This is a genomic window from Senegalia massiliensis (assembly GCF_009911265.1).
Taxonomy (GTDB): Bacteria; Bacillota; Clostridia; order Tissierellales; family SIT17; genus Anaeromonas; species Anaeromonas massiliensis_A.
The window spans coordinates 1-13,608 of the sequence record NZ_QXXA01000011.1; the positions used below are offsets into that span (position 1 = coordinate 1).

The window sequence follows — 13,608 nt, forward strand, 5'->3', positions numbered from 1 at the left end:
TTTTTATTTAAATCTAAAGCAAATTTTGTAACATTTATACTATGCTCTAAATTCCCACTTTCTTTAGCTCCATGAAACTTTGTAGAAGATGGAGCTGTAAAATAATCAGTTAATCTCAAATATTCCAATAGATCTGTAGTATCTTCATTTTCAATCTTGTTAAATAGTTTTAAAAATTCTTCATGAAGTTTATTTTCCATCTATATTGCCTCCTTCATCTTTTTAACTGGAATAACATACTCAACAAAATTTTCTATTCTTTGTCTAAAAAGAATACTTTTAAAATTTTCATCTATAGATCCATATATTTTTTTAAGTTCATTTATGGTATCTAGAGTATTCTCTAAAGCTTCTCTTGCATATTTCACTTTAATATCATAAAAATCTGCTAAAACTTTTGCTACTGTACCAAAAAATATTTCTTCAAAATCGTTATCAACATACATTGTTTCTGTTTTATTCCCTCTAGTTATTGCTCTTTTAAATGTAGCTTTTGTTATCTTTTCATATTGAATATCTCCATCATAAGCACTTGTATAAACTTTCCTTTTATAGAAATATGACTTTCCTTTATAAATGTATTCAAAGTATTCACTACGTCGCAATTTCATTCCACTACCTCTAAACCCTTTCTTAGAGTATGATCCGTATGGTAATTTCATTTGTACATTCCTCCTTATTTTGGTATAATTAACGTATAATATATTTTTAAATGCTGACTTCTTCTAGATGGCCGTCTAGGGAAGTCTTTTTATTTTGTGTAAAGATTAAACTTAATGCTGCTCCTGCTACTTCCTCAATTTCCTTTGTAACTTCCTTCCACCTTCCTTTCTCATGACTTTGAATTATATTGTCACAAGCAATATTTATCATGTCATTATTAATACTTTCTAGGTCATTAACCTCTTTTTGAAACATTAATACTGATTCTGCAATGCTCTTAAATGCTATCTTTGGTAAACAACTTTTTCCCAACTCTGATGTACTTCTTAAATGCTCATATCCTAACCAATTAGCTTTATACACACTTACCATATTCTTTACTATGTCACTATGTGGTACTGGCTTTAATGCTTCATATCCTGCAAGAGTTCTAATGCTAACCCCTATTTTCTCAGCTGCATCTTTTTGAGTTAAACCTGCAATATCCCTAGCCAATTTATAGATACTTCTGCAATTAATGTTCATTCCAATAACCTTCCTTTCGTTATAAAATATAAGTAACAACTACTTAATAGTTAAATCGATAATCTCTTTCTTAAATCTAGGCATGTCCCTAACTTTTCCTATATAACTAGCAATAACTCTTTTCTTACTAGGTGTCATCAAGACACCTCCCTTCTATTATTTTCTTGTGCATTTAAATACTTTTCTACTGACGAAGGATCGTTTGTATCTATAGCCATAATTTTATTTTCTTCTTTAGTCATCCAATCATCTAAAGATTTTTTTCTGAATAATTTCCTTCCACCTAAATCTATACAAGGTATTCTTTTTCTTTTTACTAGCTCTAAAATTAACCAGTAACTTATTCCTATATAGTCAGCTGCTTGCTTTGCTGTTAATGTAGCTCTTTTATACTTTGAAGTCTTTTTATCTTTTTTATTGTCTTTAATATCTTTCTCTTCATTTTTATTCTTCTTCTCAATATCTTGCTCTTTTATGTCTTTGTCCATTTCTCTCACCTCCTCACAGTTCCTCATTTGCCAATATTTACAGCTTTCTTGAAAATCTCCATCATGAGATAATTAACTTAGTCATTAGTTTATGCAGTATGATTTGTTTCATTTTTCGATACTTCTTCTTCAAAAAAAAGTTCTTCTATTGGAATATTAAATTTTTCTGAAACTATCTTAGCTTCTATTAATGAAAATTTAACCATACCAGATTCTTTCTTATAATATGCTGCTTCAGTTTTAAGGCCTAAAATTTTTTTCATTTCTGAAGCTGATACTTTCCTATCATTTCTTATACTTCTTAGTTTTGAGTACAAGCTTACACCTCCTAAGTTTCCTTTTACGATACTTGGTATATTTTAATTATAGTATCTTTTTTCGATACTGTCAATAGTTTTTTGAAATAAAAAATCTTTTTTGGATTATTGCTTTAGTTTCCAATTAAGATATATTAGAATATTAGATAAGTTATAATATTGGAGTGAATAAAAATGGGATTTCCTGAAAGACTTAAAAGTTTAAGGCTAGAAAAAAAATTAACTCAAGAAGAGCTAGGTAATAAGCTAAATGTAACAAAAGCAAATATATCAAAATATGAAACTGGAAGAATAGAGCCTAACATTGAAACATTAGATTACCTTTCTAATTTTTTCGACGTATCTATTGATTATTTATTAGGAAAAACCGATAAAAGAGATTCAGATAAACAAGATTTATTACCAGAAGAATTCACTTCTCCAGAGGAAGCAGTAAAATTTTTACTTGAGCAAAATGTAATTATGGGATTCGGTGGATTTGATGTAAATAAAATGTCAGATGAAAAAGTTGTACAGTTTGCTAATGAAGTACTTACTCATATAAGGTTATTAAGCTATAAATATAAAAGTAAGGGGGATTAACTATGGGTCTAAGATGGATCAACGAATACATATATGGTCTTATTGAGCACTGTAAATCTAGCGATATATATGAGATCTACAATGCTTTAAATATCAATATAAAAAAGATACCTAAGCATAGTTTAATGATTGAAGATAATGAAGCTCTTTATATGAGAGATTATTTTAATCAAGAAACAGTTTTTATTAAAGATAATTTAGATTTCCAGTATGAAAAGTTTGTCCTAGCCCATGAGTTAGGACATGCCATCTTGCATACTGAAATATATCAAGCTGCATACAATAAAAATTTAATCAATAAAGGTAAGCTAGAAAAACAAGCTGATTATTTTGCTCTTAAACTGCTTAATATTGAAATAGATAGTATAGATTATGAAGGTTACACAATAGAGCAAATATCAAAATCATTACATGTAAGTGAAAAAAGTTTAGAAATGTACTCATATTGAGTATTATATTTTTTAGTATTAAACCGAACATATATTCTTATGAAGGAGTGATAAAATGGCTGGATCAATTGAAAAACGTGGTAAAAATTCTTATAGATTGGTAGTATCAGCTGGATATGGATTAGAGGGAAAAAGAAAAAAGTTTACTAAAACAGTAAAATGTAAAAATATTACTCAGGCCAGAAAAGAATTAGTCAAGTTTGTGGCCAGTGTAGAAAATGATACTTTCATTGAGCCTGCAAAAGTTACACTTAGTGCCTTTGCATACAAATGGTTAGAAGTTTATGCTATGCCTAATTTAGCAGATAAAACTATAAACACATACCAAGGATACCTTGATACTAAAATACTGCCTTATATAGGACATATGAAGCTATCACAAATTAAACCAATGCATCTATTAGATTATTATAAGTTTTTAAAAGAAAAATATAAAAAGAAAAATGGTGAGCCTTTATCTAATAATAGTATAATAAAATACCATAAATTATTAAATGTAATTTTTAAAACTGCAGTTAAGTGGGAAATACTTTCTAAAAACCCAGCAGAAAATATTTCACCAGCTAAATACGTAAAACCAAAGCATGAATTTTATGATGAAGAAGAAGTAAAATTATTAATTAGCTGCTTAAAAAATGAACCTATGAAATATAAAGTCGCAATAATGATTACAGTAACTGCTGGATTAAGATTAGGTGAATTAATGGGCCTTAAATGGGAGCATATTGACTTTGAAAATAATACTATAACTATAGAACAAGCTAATCAATATTTATCAAAAAAAGGTACTTTTACTAAAGACCCAAAAAACTTTTCATCAAACAGAACTATATCTGTTCCTGGATCTATAACTAAACTAATTAAAAAGTATCAAATAGAACAATTAGAAAATAAATTGAAGTGTGGAGATTTATGGGAAGAAACTGGATTTCTATTTACTCAATGGAATGGTAAAGCTATGCATCCTTATACACCTTCAAAATGGTTTGATAAATTTATTAAAAGAAATGGACTAAAAAAAATAACATTTCACCAATTAAGACATACCTCTGCTACTATGCTTATTAATTCAGGTATAAATGTAAGAGCTTTATCATCAAGACTTGGCCATAGTAATACAAGCACAACAATGAATATATATGCTCATGAGTTAAAATCTGTAGATAAAGCTGCAGCTGATAAACTAGAAGAAATGTTCTTTGAAACTGGGGAAAAAGACATAAAATAACGCCAAGTCCCCAAAATGTCCCCAAATTGAATTATGTAAACTAAAATAGAGAATATGGCAATTAAGTCATATCCTCTATTTTTACAGTGTTTTTAATGGTGCGCCCTGCAGGATTCGAACCCGCGACAAACTGATTCGAAGTCAGCCACTCTATCCAACTGAGCTAAGGACGCATATATAAGTAAAAGGACTTAAGAAAGTCCTTTTTTAATGGTGCACCTGGGAGGATTCGAACCCCCGGCACATGGATTAGAAGTCCATTGCTCTATCCTACTGAGCTACAGGTGCATATTTTATTATATTAAGCTAAAAAATTATGGTGCACCTGGGAGGATTCGAACCCCCGGCACACGGATTAGAAGTCCGTTGCTCTATCCTACTGAGCTACAGGTGCAATATTGTTCTTTAACAATAAAAAGTATAACATAGAAAATTATCTAAGTCAATATGAAAAATTTTCATATTAGTTAAATTTCGACTATATTCGACTTTATATTATTGTCAATAGTCAATATACCATAACTATTAGTACTGCCTCCTCTTGGTTCCGAGATACTTCCAGGGTTAAATAGTAAAATATTATCTTCAATAACATTAACAGGCCTATGAATATGCCCAAATAAAACTGCATCCACTTGTAATTCTTTTGCTCTATAATATAAATTATTTAAATTATCTTTTATATTATATTTATGTCCATGAGTTAATAATATTTTTTTATCATTTATATTTAAAATCTCTTCCTCATTTATTTCATATAATTCAAAGTCACAATTCCCTCTTACTACTATCATATCTATATTAGTTTGTTCTTTAATATATTCAGCATCTAATGCAAAATCACCTAAATGTACAAAAATATCTAAATCATTCATAGACTTTAATGTATCTATAATTGTTTCAATTTTATCATCTGAACCATGACTATCGGATATAACTGCTATTTTAACTTTATTCATTATCTAGCACTTCTTCTAATTTTAATCTTAATTTTTTTAATGCATTTGCTCTATGACTTATATCATTTTTAATTTTTTGTGGCATTTCAGCAAATGTTTCCTTATATCCATCAGGTATAAATAGTGGATCATATCCAAAATCATTATTTCCTGTTCTTTCTAAAGCAATCTTCCCTTTACATACACCTGTAAGAGTTTTAACAGTTTTATCTTCTAACACTATAGCTATCACTGTTCTAAATTCAGCAGTTCTATCTTCTAAATTTAACCCTTCTAGTTTCTTTAAAAGCTTTTTATTATTGTTCAGGTCATTAGCATCTTCTCCTGCATATCTAGCAGAATATACTCCAGGTTCTCCATTTAATTTATCTACAAATAATCCAGTATCATCAGCAAGTACTATACCATCAACTAATTCAGAGATTTCTTTAGCTTTTTTTATAGCATTTCCTTCTAATGTATCCTTATCTTCTATTACTTCTATATCTTTTAAACCTACTTCATTTTTTGAAATTATATCTAAATTTAGTCCATCTAAAATTTTTTTTATTTCTTTTATTTTATTTATATTTCCACTTGCAACTATTATTTTTCTTCTGTTCATTTTATTCTCCTTTTGTAATTCCATTTAATATATCTTTTTGCATTTCTATAAGTTCTTTATTACCCTTTTCAGCTAAATCTAATAATTCATTTAAGTCTACTCTGTTAAAGGGTGCTTGTTCTCCTGTACCCTGTATTTCAACAATTTCTCCTTTGTCTGTCATTACTATATTCATATCCACATGTGCATTTGAATCCTCTATATAACATAAATCTAATAATTTTTCATTTTCAACTATCCCTACACTAATAGCTGATATAAATGATTTTAATGGAATATCATCAATTTGTCCCTCTTCTTTAAGGAAATTTAATGCATCAGCAACAGCAACAAATGCACCTGTAATGGATGCTGTTCTAGTTCCACCATCAGCTTGAATTACATCACAATCAACCCAAATTGTTCTTTCACCTAATTTATCTAAATCTACAACCGACCTTAGTGATCTACCAATAAGTCTTTTAATTTCTTGAGTTCTACCTTCCAACTTACCTTTAGTTGCTTCTCTTCTTTTTCTAGTTATAGTTGATGCTGGCAACATAGAATATTCAGCTGTAATCCAACCCTGACCTGTATTTCTTAAAAATGGCGGTACTTTTTCTTCTATCATAGCTGTACAAATCACCTTTGTATTACCCATTTCTATAAGAACTGAACCATTAGGATGCAAAAGATAATCCCTAGTCATTTTTACTTTTCTGAGTTCATTATTTTTTCTTCCATCGTTTCTATTCATATTTTCACTTCCTTTTATTTATCTAGTATAATTATGATACCAAATATTTGTTTTTATAACAACAAAAGAGCATCTATAGATGCCCTTTATTAATACTCATTTGCAAATGTTGGTATAGATTCAGGTGTAGATAAGTTCATTTTAGCTTCTTCTAATGTCTTACCATCTATAAGCATTTCTACTTTTTCAATTTCATCAAACTGAGATAATGTTAAAGCTATATTTTTATTCATTGAATCAAATGCTTGTTGATTCATTATATTTTCTTTTGTATCACCAGATAAATCAACAACGGCTACTCCATCTTTAACTTCAACACCTTTTAGCTCTACTCCCATTGGAATATCAGTATAAAGACCACTAGACTCAGGCGGACCTTCAAACAGTTCTTCTAAAGCTGTATACATATCTGGAGAAGGTGCTGTTACTGTTTTAGTTACAGGTACATAATATTCATATTCTCCATTTGTAGTTCCTTTATAATATACTACTACTTTAGAATCTCCATTATTGTCTACTAAGTTTATATCTCTTCTTTCAATAGGGTCAAAAACATCTGTTCCATAAGTTAATGTTTCTTTTATTCCACCATCAATCATAAACTGAACTTTGTTAATTGTAGGAAATTCTGTTAACGTGTATACAACTGCATTAACTAAACTTACTTCCTCAACCTTGTCATTAGTATTTAATATCTCTTTTGAAAAATTAACCTTAGCAAGACCAGTTTCTTCATCAACTGACATACCTATTACTTCGCTACCAGTAGGTAATACTGGATTTAATCCTGATTTAACCATATCAGTTTGATTTTTATCATTGTTTACCATATAAGATAATGTCTTTTTAGCAATTCCAGTATCCCAAGATATTTTTCTTTTTATAGGCACTAATAAATTTTTGTCACTTTTATAGTAAATAACAGTATCCCTTGCATCCTCTTGTTCAACCGTTATTTCAACTGAATCTGTTGGTTTTTCTGCTGTATCTTTTTGATCTTCTTCAGATGTAATCATCTCTTTCATAGCTTGCATCTTTCCACATCCTGTAATTGATACTAAAATAATCAAAAGTAAAAATATACTTATAAGTTTTTTAGAAACCATATATTTACCCCCTTAGTTATCTATATATAATTATATTAGACAACAAGTAATACTATGAGTAAATATAAAAATAATTTTATCATTATTCTATAACTTTATAAAGTTCATCACTTTCTGGAGGATCTATTCTTTCATTATCTAAAAATACACCATCATCTATAACCTCACCTATAATACTTGATTCTATTTGGGCTTCTTTAAATTTTTTCAATATATTTTCTGCTTTTTCATTATCAGTTATTATTATAAGACTACCACTTGCTATCAATCTATATGGATCAATATCTAATTCATTGCATATAATTTCAGTAGACTTTTCTAATTTTATTTGATCTTTATAAATCCTTATTCCTTTATCTATAGCTTGAGAAGCTTCATATATAGCTCCAAATAATCCACCTTCTGTTATATCATGCATATATTCAACACCAATATTTCCTGCTATCATACCTTCTTTTACTACACTAATATTTTTCATTAAATTCTTTGCTTCTTGTATTAAATTATCATCTATATTATTTCTTAATTTATCTTCTATATCTTCAGCTATTATTGATGTACCTTCTATTGCAATCTTTTTTGTAAGTATAACTTTGTACCCTCTTTCAACTTTCTTTGAATCTAATGTTTTTTCTTTAAGCTGCTTACCTATAGCTGTAGAGTTTATCACTATTTTATTAACTGCATTTGTTATTTCTGTATGTCCACCTATTATGTCTATGTTCAATTCTTTAGCAGTGTTTGATGCATCAATCATTATATTTTCAATCTCTTGTTTAGTAGTATTTGGTGGTGCTAATATTGTAAGAAGTATACCTACTGGCTCTGCCCCATTAGAAGCTACATCATTAGCTGATATATGTATAGCTAGTTTCCCTATATTTTTCGATGCCCCAGTTATTGGATCAGTAGATACAACACATGCATATTTATCAAAATCAATTACTGCTGAATCTTCACCTACTGCACCTCTAGTAATTATGTCAGTTCTTTTATTTTCTAATAATTTGAAAACTAAATTTTCTAGCAATTCATTAGGTAGTTTCCCTATTTTCATTCATTTTCTCCCCTTTGTTTGAATATACATATTTAATATTATTATATGGTATATATTTATGATCAGTTATAAGTGCTATAGGAGATATGTCTTCTGGCAAAATCTCATGAAATACTAAAACTTCAGCATCATAATTAGATAGATTATCTCTTCTAAGTTTTAAATTTTCTTTGAAACTTAATGAAGTATTCCAATAATCTTTAATACTATTTATTCCTATAGTTTCTATATATTCCTTCATAAATTTAAATTCACAATCATCTTTAAGTATAAAAGGTTCATATATTTGATTAACTAAATTTTCATTAGCTATAAAACACCTATCTTGATTTATTTTCACTCCCAGAATTATACTATGAGAATGAAAATGATGATTTTTTTTATAGTTTAAACTCGCAAATATTGCCTTTTGTCGTATTACCCAACTTGGATAATACGATGGTTTATAATTGTCAATAAACTTATGAAACTCTAAATATTTTTGTCTGTAACTATTCTTATCATTAAATTTAATCCCATTTTTTAAAATTAATGATAAATCATTTATATTAACAACATGATATACCATATTAGTTTTTGTAAAATCATTAAATATCATTTAAATCACCCTTTAAATATTATTCTCAAAGATGATTTATTTAATCCTACATATTATATAATATCATAGCTTTATTTTTTTGTAATTATATTATTATAATTGGGCAAACTAAAATCAAATATATTCTATGGTGGTGGAATAATTTATGATAAATTGCTCAGAAAATTGTATACATCAAAAAGATGGAATATGTAATCTAAACTATATTGTAAATTCCACTGGAATAGTTAAAAACAATTGTCCTTATTTCGATTATAAAAATGAAAAGGATAAAAAAACTCCGATTTAAATCGGAGTTTTTTTATTATTTTGTTATATAGGCTGTTTTATATCCATTTGTAATTGCAAGTGGAAGTCTTACTATTCCATCTACTTTTGGATTTTGTAAGTAGATTTTTACAGAATGATCTGTTGGTGATACAACCATTTCATCTATTAAAATCTTTTCAGCATCCATCATTGCTTGCATACGCTCTTCACCAGTTGTTGTTTGAGCTGTTTTAATTAACTCATCATACTCTGCATTAGACCAACCAGCAGTATTTTGTGGTCCATCTGTTATCCACATATCCATGAAAGTCATAGGATCATTGTAATCTCCAACCCATCCTGAATATGAGAATGCAAAATCTTTTTTGTTTTCTCTATCAATCTTAACTTTAAATGTAGCAGTATCTATCCCCACTTCTACACCTAAATTTTCTTTCCAATATTGTTGCCAAATTTGTGCTCTTTGAAGTGAGTTTTCACTATCAAAAGTAAGGAATTTGATTCCATTCATATCTTCTACTGTCTTGCCAATTTCCTCTAATCCTTCTTCTAATAACTTCTTAGCTTCTTCAGCAGATGAACCATTACCTACATCTTTTAATAACTCTCCATTAGCTTCTCTAAAAGTCTTATCTCCAGGTCCTGGTATTCCAGGTGGTACAAATGCCCATGCTGGAGGAACAATACCTTCAGTTCTAGCTTGTTGTATTTTTTCTCTATCTATTGCCATACCGAACGCTTTTCTTATCTTAGCATTTTTAAAGAATTCATTTTCAGTATTAAATGTATAGTAGAAAGTAGATGCTTCTGGTGATTTAATTAAATCATCTTTATATTTTTCTAAATATTGTGATGGTACATTTATAACATCTAATTCTCCTGTTTCATAAAGGTTTATGATTGTATTAGGGTCACTAGTCATAATACCTTCTACTTTGTCAAGAGTTACATTTTCTGCATCCCAGTAATTATCATTTTTTTCCATAACTAATTTGTTTTCATGTTCCCATTCTGTTACTTTAAATGCTCCATTAGATACCATGTATTCTACATCTGATGCATATTTTTCTCCCCACTCTTCTACTTTATCTTGTCTTGCAGGTAAGAAAATACTATTTTGTAATTTACTTAAAAATGCTGGATTTGGTGATTTTAATGTTACCTTAAGAGTTTTTTCATCTTCTGCTTTAATTCCTACTTCAGCTGAATCTTTTATATCACCTGAGTTATAAGCTTCTGCATTTACAATATCATATAGCATATATGCATATGTTGATGCAGTTTTAGGATCTAAACCTCTTAACCATGAATATTCAAAATCTTGAGCTGTTACAGGTTCTCCATCTGACCACTTAGCATCTCTCAACTTGAATATATATTCTGTTCCGTCTTCATTTACTTCCCAAGATTCTGCCATTGCTGAACCTTCTTCTGGTAACCCTTCTTCATTAAGTCTTATTAGTCCATCTAATGTATCAATAAGTATTCTACTTGAAGTAGCATCTTGTGATATTTGTGGATCAAGACTTGGTGGTTCTGAATTCCAATTCATTCTAAGTACCTGCTCTTCAGCCAATTCCTTGCTTGATGATTCATCCTTTGAGCCTTCATCTGTAGAGCTATCATCTCCCCCACAAGCAGTAAGAGCTAATGAACCTACAAGAACAAATACTAATAATAGTGATAGTAATTTGGTTCTTTTCATTAATTATGTCCTCCATTCTGTTATTAAAGTTAATCACCTTAGTTTGTTTTAAATTTTCTGGATATTTAATGCATCCCTTTAATTGTAAACTGAAAATGACTTATATAAAATTATAGAATAGTGAAAAAATAAAGTCAAAATTATTAAGTTTTTATAAAGAATGCTTTATTTTTTACTTTTCATTATTATTTTATAACCTTGTTAATTACAGGAGTACATATAATTAATGATATATTTTAAATTATTTCACATTTATAAATATTTTGTAATATTTAAAGGATGAATCAAAAGATTCATCCTTTAAATATATCTTATTTTACAAAATAAGCTTTATATAATCCATCTGTAACTTGAAGTGGTAATCTTACAACGCCTTTTAGTTTAGGGTTTTCAAGTAATACAGCCACTGAGTGATCTTGAGGAGCTACTGGTAGTTCTTCCATTAAGATCTTTTCAGCTTCTAACATTGCATTCATTCTTTCTTCACTATCATTAGTAGTTTGAGCTGTTTTAATTAACTCATCATACTCTGCATTAGACCAAGCAGCAGTATTTTGTGGTCCATCTGTAACCCACATATCCATGAAAGTCATAGGATCATTGTAATCTCCAATCCATCCTGAATATGAGAATGCAAAGTCTTTTTTGTTTTCTCTATCAATCTTAACTTTAAATGTAGCAGTGTCTATTCCTACTTCTATACCTAAATTTTCTTTCCAATATTGTTGCCAAATTTGCGCTCTTTGAAGTGAGTTTTCACTATCAAAAGTAAGGAATTTGATTCCTTTCATATCTTCTACTGTCTTTCCAATTTCGTCTAATCCTTCTTCTAATAACTTCTTAGCTTCTTCAGCTGTAGCACCATTACCTAAGTCTTTTAATAATTCTCCATTAGCTTCTCTAAATGTTGTTCCTTCAGGTCCTGGCATTCCAGGTGGTACAAATGCCCATGCTGGTGGAACTACACCTTGAGTTCTAGCTTCTTGTATTTTCTTTCTATCTACTGCCATACCAAATGCTTTTCTTATCTTAACATTTTTAAAGAATTCATTTTCAGTATTAAATGTATAGTAGAAAGTAGATGCTTCTGGATAAGTATTTAATTTATCTTTATATTGCTCTATATATTGTGATGGTACATTTATCCAATCTAATTCTCCTGTTTCATAAAGGTTCATTATAGTATTAGGATCGTTTACCATGATACCTTCTACTCTTTCAAGTTTAACATTTTCAGCATTCCAATAATCTGCATTCTTTTCCATAACTAATTTATTTTCATGTTCCCATTCTACTACTTTAAATGGTCCGTTAGACACTAAATACTCAACCTCTGAAGCATACTTTTCTCCCCACTCTTTAACTTTATCTTCTCTTGCAGGTAAGAAAGTACTATTTTGTAATTTACTTAAGAAAGTTGGATCTGGTCTTTCAAGTGTTACTTTAAGAGTTTTTTCATCTTCTGCTGTTATTCCTACTTCATCAGCATTATCTATATCTCCTGAATTATAAGCTTCTGCATTTTTTATAGCATAAAGCATGAAAGCATAAGTTGAAGCTGTTTCTGGATCTAATGCTCTTTTCCAAGAATATTCAAAATCTGCTGCTGTTACAGGTTCTCCATCTGACCACTTAGCATCTCTTAAATTGAATATATATTCTGTTCCGTCTTCATTTACTTCCCAAGTTTCAGCCATTGCTGAACCTTCTTCTGGTACACCATCTTCATCTAATCTTACCATACCTTCTAATGTATCATTAAGTATTCTACTTGAAGTAGCATCTTGTGATATTTGTGGATCTAAACTTGGAGGCTCTGACTGCCAATTTATTCTAAGCACTTGATCTTCAGCCATTTCCTCTTCGCCTGCATCTTCACCTTCATCATTATTTTCACCTTCTGTTGCCGGATCATCTGTGCTTTCTTTTGTATCATCATCGCCAGCACAACCAGCAAGAGCTACTGAAAATACCATTGCAAAGATTAATAGCATTACTAACAACTTATTTTTTTTCATTAAATTTGTTCCCCTTTCATATTTTATAATCAATAATTACTGCCAGAAAATTCCTTATGTCACCCCCTCTGATGTTAATTAACTTATATTTTATATTCCATAAGAATATTTAAAATCCTTCTCAATTTTAGAAATATTTTAAATATTCTAATAAAAAAATATAAATTATCTATTAACAATATTTCTGAAAGCTCTTAAAAGTATTACTTTTGTTTAATAGATTAATTAAATTATACGGAATTTTTAAATTAATGTCAAGAATATATTTCGCTTTTTTTATTTGTGTGTATCTTGCTTATATTC

Annotated in this window: 16 protein-coding genes, 3 tRNA genes and 1 pseudogene; 4 read left to right on the top strand and 16 right to left on the bottom strand. The window is 29.1% G+C overall.

Annotation, left to right across the window (positions count from 1 at the left end; all coding sequences use genetic code 11):
- From D3Z33_RS10300 to D3Z33_RS10320, 5 genes and pseudogenes are all read right to left on the bottom strand, one after another.
- Window positions 1–200 (bottom strand): annotated as a pseudogene (locus D3Z33_RS10300) (hypothetical protein); the annotation flags it as partial.
- On the bottom strand, window positions 201–662 hold the full coding sequence (locus tag D3Z33_RS10305; RefSeq protein WP_160197686.1) for a hypothetical protein: 462 nt from the start codon (window positions 660–662) through the stop codon (window positions 201–203).
- A 46-nt stretch (window positions 663–708) separates the two neighbouring features.
- A complete protein-coding gene (locus D3Z33_RS10310; protein ID WP_160197687.1) occupies window positions 709–1,188 on the bottom strand; it encodes a helix-turn-helix domain-containing protein in 480 nt (159 codons plus the stop codon).
- A 137-nt stretch (window positions 1,189–1,325) separates the two neighbouring features.
- Window positions 1,326–1,676: a helix-turn-helix domain-containing protein gene (locus D3Z33_RS10315; RefSeq protein ID WP_160197688.1), complete on the bottom strand. Its 351-nt coding sequence runs from the start codon at window positions 1,674–1,676 to the stop codon at window positions 1,326–1,328.
- An 89-nt stretch (window positions 1,677–1,765) separates the two neighbouring features.
- On the bottom strand, window positions 1,766–1,993 hold the full coding sequence (locus D3Z33_RS10320) for a helix-turn-helix transcriptional regulator (RefSeq protein WP_160197689.1): 228 nt from the start codon (window positions 1,991–1,993) through the stop codon (window positions 1,766–1,768).
- A 174-nt stretch (window positions 1,994–2,167) separates the two neighbouring features.
- Between D3Z33_RS10320 and D3Z33_RS16740 the strand changes: the two genes are divergently transcribed.
- The 3 genes from D3Z33_RS16740 to D3Z33_RS10335 are packed head-to-tail and all read left to right on the top strand — an operon-like array spanning window position 2,168 to window position 4,252.
- Window positions 2,168–2,575: a helix-turn-helix domain-containing protein gene (locus tag D3Z33_RS16740; RefSeq protein ID WP_243153482.1), complete on the top strand. Its 408-nt coding sequence runs from the start codon at window positions 2,168–2,170 to the stop codon at window positions 2,573–2,575.
- Between the two features lie 2 nt (window positions 2,576–2,577).
- The gene (locus D3Z33_RS10330) at window positions 2,578–3,024 is read left to right on the top strand and encodes an ImmA/IrrE family metallo-endopeptidase (RefSeq protein WP_160197690.1); all 447 of its coding nucleotides are present in this window, start codon (window positions 2,578–2,580) and stop codon (window positions 3,022–3,024) included.
- 55 nt (window positions 3,025–3,079) lie between these two features.
- Window positions 3,080–4,252 (top strand): tyrosine-type recombinase/integrase, encoded by a 1,173-nt coding sequence (locus D3Z33_RS10335; protein ID WP_160197691.1) that lies wholly within the window; start codon window positions 3,080–3,082, stop codon window positions 4,250–4,252.
- 96 nt (window positions 4,253–4,348) lie between these two features.
- Here the strand turns inward: D3Z33_RS10335 and D3Z33_RS10340 are convergent.
- From D3Z33_RS10340 to D3Z33_RS10380, 9 genes are all read right to left on the bottom strand, one after another.
- Window positions 4,349–4,425 (bottom strand) — tRNA-Arg (locus tag D3Z33_RS10340).
- Between the two features lie 38 nt (window positions 4,426–4,463).
- Window positions 4,464–4,540 (bottom strand) — tRNA-Arg (locus D3Z33_RS10345).
- Between the two features lie 29 nt (window positions 4,541–4,569).
- Window positions 4,570–4,646: transfer RNA gene (locus D3Z33_RS10350), tRNA-Arg, on the bottom strand.
- Window positions 4,647–4,719: 73 nt separating this feature from the next.
- Window positions 4,720–5,211, bottom strand: coding sequence for a metallophosphoesterase (locus tag D3Z33_RS10355; protein WP_160197692.1), 492 nt, complete (start codon window positions 5,209–5,211; stop codon window positions 4,720–4,722).
- Window positions 5,204–5,815 carry an RdgB/HAM1 family non-canonical purine NTP pyrophosphatase gene (gene rdgB, locus D3Z33_RS10360; protein ID WP_160197693.1) on the bottom strand — a complete coding sequence of 204 codons (612 nt, stop codon included), beginning with the start codon at window positions 5,813–5,815 and terminating at the stop codon, window positions 5,204–5,206. The genes D3Z33_RS10355 and rdgB overlap by 8 nt, the downstream gene beginning before the upstream one ends.
- 1 nt (window position 5,816) lies before the next feature.
- The gene (gene rph, locus D3Z33_RS10365; RefSeq protein ID WP_160197694.1) at window positions 5,817–6,551 is read right to left on the bottom strand and encodes a ribonuclease PH; all 735 of its coding nucleotides are present in this window, start codon (window positions 6,549–6,551) and stop codon (window positions 5,817–5,819) included.
- An 89-nt stretch (window positions 6,552–6,640) separates the two neighbouring features.
- Window positions 6,641–7,657, bottom strand: a complete 1,017-nt coding sequence (locus tag D3Z33_RS10370; RefSeq protein ID WP_160197695.1) for a GerMN domain-containing protein — start codon at window positions 7,655–7,657, stop codon at window positions 6,641–6,643.
- Window positions 7,658–7,739: 82 nt separating this feature from the next.
- Complete coding sequence (locus D3Z33_RS10375; RefSeq protein WP_160197696.1) at window positions 7,740–8,714, bottom strand: AIR synthase family protein; 975 nt, start codon at window positions 8,712–8,714, stop codon at window positions 7,740–7,742.
- Window positions 8,692–9,312, bottom strand: a complete 621-nt coding sequence (locus D3Z33_RS10380; protein ID WP_201750501.1) for a hypothetical protein — start codon at window positions 9,310–9,312, stop codon at window positions 8,692–8,694. Before D3Z33_RS10380 ends, D3Z33_RS10375 begins: the two co-directional genes overlap by 23 nt.
- A 145-nt stretch (window positions 9,313–9,457) precedes the next feature.
- Between D3Z33_RS10380 and D3Z33_RS10385 the strand changes: the two genes are divergently transcribed.
- Window positions 9,458–9,601, top strand: a complete 144-nt coding sequence (locus tag D3Z33_RS10385; protein ID WP_160197697.1) for a hydroxymyristoyl-ACP dehydratase — start codon at window positions 9,458–9,460, stop codon at window positions 9,599–9,601.
- 15 nt (window positions 9,602–9,616) lie between these two features.
- On the opposite strand, the gene D3Z33_RS10390 is transcribed toward D3Z33_RS10385, so the two are convergent.
- Together D3Z33_RS10390 and D3Z33_RS10395 are read right to left on the bottom strand one after the other, a co-directional pair.
- Window positions 9,617–11,287 carry a peptide ABC transporter substrate-binding protein gene (locus D3Z33_RS10390; protein WP_160197698.1) on the bottom strand — a complete coding sequence of 557 codons (1,671 nt, stop codon included), beginning with the start codon at window positions 11,285–11,287 and terminating at the stop codon, window positions 9,617–9,619.
- Between the two features lie 311 nt (window positions 11,288–11,598).
- Window positions 11,599–13,305, bottom strand: a complete 1,707-nt coding sequence (locus tag D3Z33_RS10395; RefSeq protein WP_160197699.1) for a peptide ABC transporter substrate-binding protein — start codon at window positions 13,303–13,305, stop codon at window positions 11,599–11,601.
- Window positions 13,306–13,608: the final 303 nt, after the last annotated feature.

Bases quoted from the DNA above. Each gene is read 5' to 3' on its own strand.
- D3Z33_RS10305 (WP_160197686.1), bottom strand. From the start codon at position 662: ATGAAATTACCATACGGATCATACTCTAAGAAAGGGTTTAGAGGTAGT.
- D3Z33_RS10310 (WP_160197687.1), bottom strand. From the start codon at position 1,188: ATGAACATTAATTGCAGAAGTATCTATAAATTGGCTAGGGATATTGCA.
- D3Z33_RS10315 (WP_160197688.1), bottom strand. From the start codon at position 1,676: ATGGACAAAGACATAAAAGAGCAAGATATTGAGAAGAAGAATAAAAAT.
- D3Z33_RS16740 (WP_243153482.1), top strand. From the start codon at position 2,168: ATGGGATTTCCTGAAAGACTTAAAAGTTTAAGGCTAGAAAAAAAATTA.
- D3Z33_RS10330 (WP_160197690.1), top strand. From the start codon at position 2,578: ATGGGTCTAAGATGGATCAACGAATACATATATGGTCTTATTGAGCAC.
- D3Z33_RS10335 (WP_160197691.1), top strand. From the start codon at position 3,080: ATGGCTGGATCAATTGAAAAACGTGGTAAAAATTCTTATAGATTGGTA.
- D3Z33_RS10355 (WP_160197692.1), bottom strand. From the start codon at position 5,211: ATGAATAAAGTTAAAATAGCAGTTATATCCGATAGTCATGGTTCAGAT.
- rdgB (WP_160197693.1), bottom strand. From the start codon at position 5,815: ATGAACAGAAGAAAAATAATAGTTGCAAGTGGAAATATAAATAAAATA.
- rph (WP_160197694.1), bottom strand. From the start codon at position 6,551: ATGAATAGAAACGATGGAAGAAAAAATAATGAACTCAGAAAAGTAAAA.
- D3Z33_RS10370 (WP_160197695.1), bottom strand. From the start codon at position 7,657: ATGGTTTCTAAAAAACTTATAAGTATATTTTTACTTTTGATTATTTTA.
- D3Z33_RS10375 (WP_160197696.1), bottom strand. From the start codon at position 8,714: ATGAAAATAGGGAAACTACCTAATGAATTGCTAGAAAATTTAGTTTTC.
- D3Z33_RS10380 (WP_201750501.1), bottom strand. From the start codon at position 9,312: ATGATATTTAATGATTTTACAAAAACTAATATGGTATATCATGTTGTT.
- D3Z33_RS10385 (WP_160197697.1), top strand. From the start codon at position 9,458: ATGATAAATTGCTCAGAAAATTGTATACATCAAAAAGATGGAATATGT.
- D3Z33_RS10390 (WP_160197698.1), bottom strand. From the start codon at position 11,287: ATGAAAAGAACCAAATTACTATCACTATTATTAGTATTTGTTCTTGTA.
- D3Z33_RS10395 (WP_160197699.1), bottom strand. From the start codon at position 13,305: ATGAAAAAAAATAAGTTGTTAGTAATGCTATTAATCTTTGCAATGGTA.